Genomic DNA, 4,216 nt, shown 5'->3' on the forward strand with positions numbered 1-4,216 from the left:
CCCAGTTTATGATCATTGTCATAGACTGGGTTCTTTATTATTCAGAATTTTGTTTTCAGTCAAACACGGTAATACAGATCAGAAAAATAATGAATGCAATAATAAATGAGGCATACATTAACAGGTCTGTTTTCATATACACTTCATACTGTTTGTAGAAGTCTTTCACGGATTTAAACCATCGTATCATATATGAGCAATGTTACGCTAAATATTGAATTCCTGCAAAAAGAATTTCCGAAAACATGGAAAGATTTTAATGATTTTCATCAACAAATCAGCAGCAGTAAGCAATTATCCCACATTGTTTTTGCTGACATGCCGTTCGATTGGCAGCTGGGTGTTTGCCTGCATTACTTTGAAGATTCGGGTATTGATCTGGATATCAGCAATGCCGGCTATGCATTTATTCCGGGCTTGATTGCTGAAGCATTTAAGATTCAGGAGAACAATATCAGTCATTATTCATAAGCGAAAGGCGAAAGGCCTAACGCTGAAAGCTTTTATACCTTACCTCAGCCTCTTCTTATCTATGGCCTGTGGTTTACCTGCTTTTTCGTTTCTCCTTTACCATCAAAAACACAATCAATAGTATTATTATAGTATATAGGATGCTTGAGAATTTCAATATGTAACCACAATCAGCATAATTCTCAAACCAAATATAAGGGTGAAATAAAATGATCAATAAAAACCCAAGCAACGCTTTCCAATTGTAATACTTCATTACATAAATGGGTATTAACAGACTACATATGACACAGAAAAAAGCTATCCGGGCTGCAGTGATATTATCCTCTACGAGAGTACTACCGGGCATTTTTTCACAAGCTAGCACACCTTGTAATTGGGATGAGATAAAAACCAGCAATATTATTATTCTTTTCATTTAGTTTCTAGTCTTTTACAAATTCCATTTTCCAATCCTATCAAACAATAATCGCCATGATATGTCACACATATCATGGCGATTATTCTATCCTTCAACTTAATAAAATTACTCCTTCGAAGACTCAGGTTTCTTACCGATACTATAGCCCAACGTAAACATATACCCCTGGTTAAACCATTGTGTCTGCACATTATTTACCGGCTCATATAATGATGTAAAGCCGTGCACCATGCGAATACCCAGATTCAAGCCAAAATTAAATTCATATTCAATACCAGCCATGATGCCTATATCATATCGATTGATACCATCCAGTTTATTATCGTTTATTTTTTTCACCTGTCCTGCAATCAGGGAATCTTTCTGTGACGCCACAAGCAGCGATACGCTGGGCCCTGCAAAGATTTGCGCGCCTTTGTAATGGAATGCTGCTGTTAACGGGTACACATCAATGCAGTAGTAATTCGTTTTCAATGTTGAACCAGCTTCTTTATGTGTATAGCCACGGTTTACATAATTGAATTCTGTTTTGATCCAGAAGTAATCACTCACTTCCGAGTTTACATAAAAACCTGCTGTTGGCTTCCAGATTGGTTGAATGGACGCAGCATCTTTTACACTAGAAAAATCTGAACCATAGTACGTCGTATTGGAAGCCCCGACACGGAAACCAAAATGTGCTTTCTGAGCATTTGCTACAATGCCTGTAAGCAGAAGAAACCCGAATACAATAAACAGTTTTTTCATAATAGCAGTACGTTTTGATTTTTTTAACTTGATATAAAGTTCGTAGATAAACAGCAGTCCTCCAAAAGTTAAAACGAATACATTCTTAAACCTGAAAACCCATGGGAAGGTTTGGAGGCATTAATTAAAATCGCTTACCTGCAATACAGTACTCAGGCGCACACCTTTTTCCGTCATCTGCAGGTCTATACATTCATTCACCGGATCATGCTCTAAAAAGATGCTCCATTTTTCAGCCAGGGCACGCTGAAAAAGATTATCTTTTTCCTGCATGGACAACAATGGACGTACATCATAGCTCATGATGTATGGCATAGGCACATGACCTGCCGATGGCAGCAGATCCGCTGCATACAGCAACTTCCCCTTCGGCGTAGAGATCAAAGGCAGCATTTGCTGTTCGGTATGTCCGTCTACACATATCACTTCCATCCAATCAAACGGAGATGTTGACAGCGTTATAAAATGCAGCTGACCGGATTCCTGCAGCGGCAATAAATTCTCTTTCAAGAAGCTCGCTTTCTCGCGTGGATTGGGTTGTATAGCCCATTGCCAATGTTTTTCATTGCTCCAGTAACGGGCATTTTTAAAAGTCGGAATGATTTTACCGGATTGTCTTTCGAGTGCGGCACCTACGTGATCAAAATGAAGATGCGTTAAAAAAACATCGGTAACATCTGAAGTTTGATAACCATAGGGAGCCAGTAACTGATCCCAGGTTTGATATGCATCGCGGTAGTAATGTCTGAAAAATGATTCGTCCTGTTTATCGCCAAGCCCGGTATCTATGAGCACGAGTTGCTTTCCGTTTTCAATCAGCAGGCAGCGTGTAGCCCAGGTACAAAGGTTGTTGGCGTCGGCCGGGTTAAGTTTATTCCAGATGGATTTGGGAACCACGCCGAACATGGCTCCCCCATCCAGTTTAAAATTTCCTGCGTTGATCGCAAAAAGTTTCATTAATTTTCTTCTACTACACCCATAGCAGAAAATTTATCGATACGTTGAGAAATTCTTTCTGCAGGTGATAGTTGATTTAATTTATTCAATGTCTCGATAATTACTTTCTTCATCTTCGCATACATCCATTCCGGATCCTGGTGCGCACCACCCAGCGGTTCTTTGATGATATCATCGATCAGTTTATTCTTAAGCATGTCTTCAGCAGTCAAACGCAAAGCTTCTGCCGCCTGCTCCTTGTAATCCCAGCTTCTGAACAAGATGGAAGAACATGATTCAGGAGAAATTACAGAGTACCACGTATTTTCAAGCATCATTACTTTATCGCCAATCGCAATACCCAATGCGCCGCCTGAAGCTCCTTCACCAATAATGATGCAGATCACAGGTACTTTCAATGCAAACATTTCCTTTAAGTTACGGGCAATCGCCTCACCTTGTCCGCGTTCTTCTGCTTCCAATCCCGGATAAGCACCCGGAGTATCAATCAATGTAAGAATGGGCTTGTTGAATTTCTCTGCTAATTTCATCAGACGTAATGCCTTGCGGTATCCGTCCGGATTAGCCATTCCGAAGTTACGAACCTGGCGTTCTTTTGTCTTACGGCCCTTCTGCTGACCAATGATCATAAATGATTCACCATTGATTTCGCCGAAGCCGCCCACCATTGCCTGGTCGTCTTTTACACAACGGTCGCCGTGCAACTCTACAAATGTATCGGTAATACCTGCGATATAATCCAGTGTATAAGGTCTTTCCGGGTGACGGGAAAGCTGTACACGCTGCCATCTGGTTAAGTTACCGTAGATGTCTTTTTTTACTGCTTTAATTTTAGCTTCCAATTCTTTAACAGCGGAAGTAGCATCAATTTCACTTTCAGATGCTACCTGCTTCATTTCTGCCAGATTTTGCTCTAAATCGGCAATTGGTTTTTCAAAATCCAAATACATGTTTTACATATAGTAGTGAGACTACAAAAGTACTAAAACAAACTGTTTTTGACACTAGAGAGTATGAAAGAATTGAAATGTTAATAACTATTAGGAATTATTTTAGAGAAAGGGTTTGGAGTAACCCAAAATAATGCTACCTTTGCATCGCAATAAGGGGAAACGCTCTTTAAAGCTTAAAATTGAAAGATTCAGATTAATTAATATAACCATTGGAGTGGTAGTTCAGCTGGTTAGAACGCCTGCCTGTCACGCAGGAGGTCGCGGGTTCGAGTCCCGTCCATTCCGCAAAAGCCCCGATAACCATCGGGGCTTTTTTGTTTTTATGCCTTCTGGCAGTATATATCATTCATATATTCCTCTTACAAACAAAATGCTCCCACATCAGCCAACTGGCCAATATGAGAGCATCTGAATAAGATATTAAACTACTTCCCTGCTAGTTCAACACTTTTACGGATACGGTTGCGGTGCCGCCGGTAGAAGCAGTTGTAGGTGTCAAGCTTGTCACTTTGATCAGACCTTTTTTGCCTGTCGACGTCACAAACTGGTATGTACCGCCATCTGTGACTTTCACTTTTGTACCGGTACCAACACTCAGGTTTTGCAAGGTTGTACCAGTAGCTGTGTTAAAATCTATCGTACCCGGAGCTTCTGAAATGTATGTGAT

At 40.3% G+C, this 4,216-nt stretch carries 5 protein-coding genes and 1 tRNA gene; 2 read left to right on the forward strand and 4 right to left on the reverse strand.

Annotation, left to right across the window (positions count from 1 at the left end; genetic code table 11):
• The first annotated feature begins 192 nt into the window (after nucleotides 1-192).
• Nucleotides 193-471, forward strand: a complete 279-nt coding sequence (locus ACTHJT_RS11685) for a hypothetical protein (protein WP_440238347.1) — start codon at nucleotides 193-195, stop codon at nucleotides 469-471.
• A 526-nt stretch (nucleotides 472-997) separates the two neighbouring features.
• Here the strand turns inward: ACTHJT_RS11685 and ACTHJT_RS11690 are convergent.
• From ACTHJT_RS11690 to ACTHJT_RS11700, 3 genes are all read right to left on the reverse strand, one after another.
• Entirely contained in the window at nucleotides 998-1,639 is a 642-nt protein-coding gene (locus tag ACTHJT_RS11690) for an outer membrane beta-barrel protein (protein ID WP_440238349.1), read from the reverse strand.
• Nucleotides 1,640-1,759: 120 nt separating this feature from the next.
• Complete coding sequence (locus tag ACTHJT_RS11695) at nucleotides 1,760-2,596, reverse strand: MBL fold metallo-hydrolase (RefSeq protein ID WP_440238351.1); 837 nt, start codon at nucleotides 2,594-2,596, stop codon at nucleotides 1,760-1,762.
• Complete coding sequence (locus ACTHJT_RS11700; RefSeq protein WP_440238353.1) at nucleotides 2,596-3,546, reverse strand: acetyl-CoA carboxylase carboxyltransferase subunit alpha; 951 nt, start codon at nucleotides 3,544-3,546, stop codon at nucleotides 2,596-2,598. The genes ACTHJT_RS11695 and ACTHJT_RS11700 overlap by 1 nt, the downstream gene beginning before the upstream one ends.
• Before the next feature lie 214 nt (nucleotides 3,547-3,760).
• On the opposite strand from ACTHJT_RS11700, the gene ACTHJT_RS11705 reads away from it, so the two are divergent.
• A tRNA-Asp gene (locus tag ACTHJT_RS11705) sits at nucleotides 3,761-3,834 on the forward strand.
• A gap of 151 nt (nucleotides 3,835-3,985) precedes the next feature.
• Here the strand turns inward: ACTHJT_RS11705 and ACTHJT_RS11710 are convergent.
• The coding region (locus ACTHJT_RS11710) for a hypothetical protein (protein WP_440238355.1) at nucleotides 3,986-4,216 on the reverse strand (231 nt) is incomplete at its 5' end.

This window comes from Cytophaga sp. (genome assembly GCF_051961495.1).
Classification (GTDB): Bacteria; Bacteroidota; Bacteroidia; order Cytophagales; family Cytophagaceae; genus Cytophaga.

Coding starts and splice junctions, on each gene's coding strand:
- ACTHJT_RS11695 (WP_440238351.1), bottom strand. CDS start 2,596: ATGAAACTTTTTGCGATCAACGCAGGAAATTTTAAACTGGATGGGGGA.
- ACTHJT_RS11685 (WP_440238347.1), top strand. CDS start 193: ATGAGCAATGTTACGCTAAATATTGAATTCCTGCAAAAAGAATTTCCG.
- ACTHJT_RS11690 (WP_440238349.1), bottom strand. CDS start 1,639: ATGAAAAAACTGTTTATTGTATTCGGGTTTCTTCTGCTTACAGGCATT.
- ACTHJT_RS11700 (WP_440238353.1), bottom strand. CDS start 3,546: ATGTATTTGGATTTTGAAAAACCAATTGCCGATTTAGAGCAAAATCTG.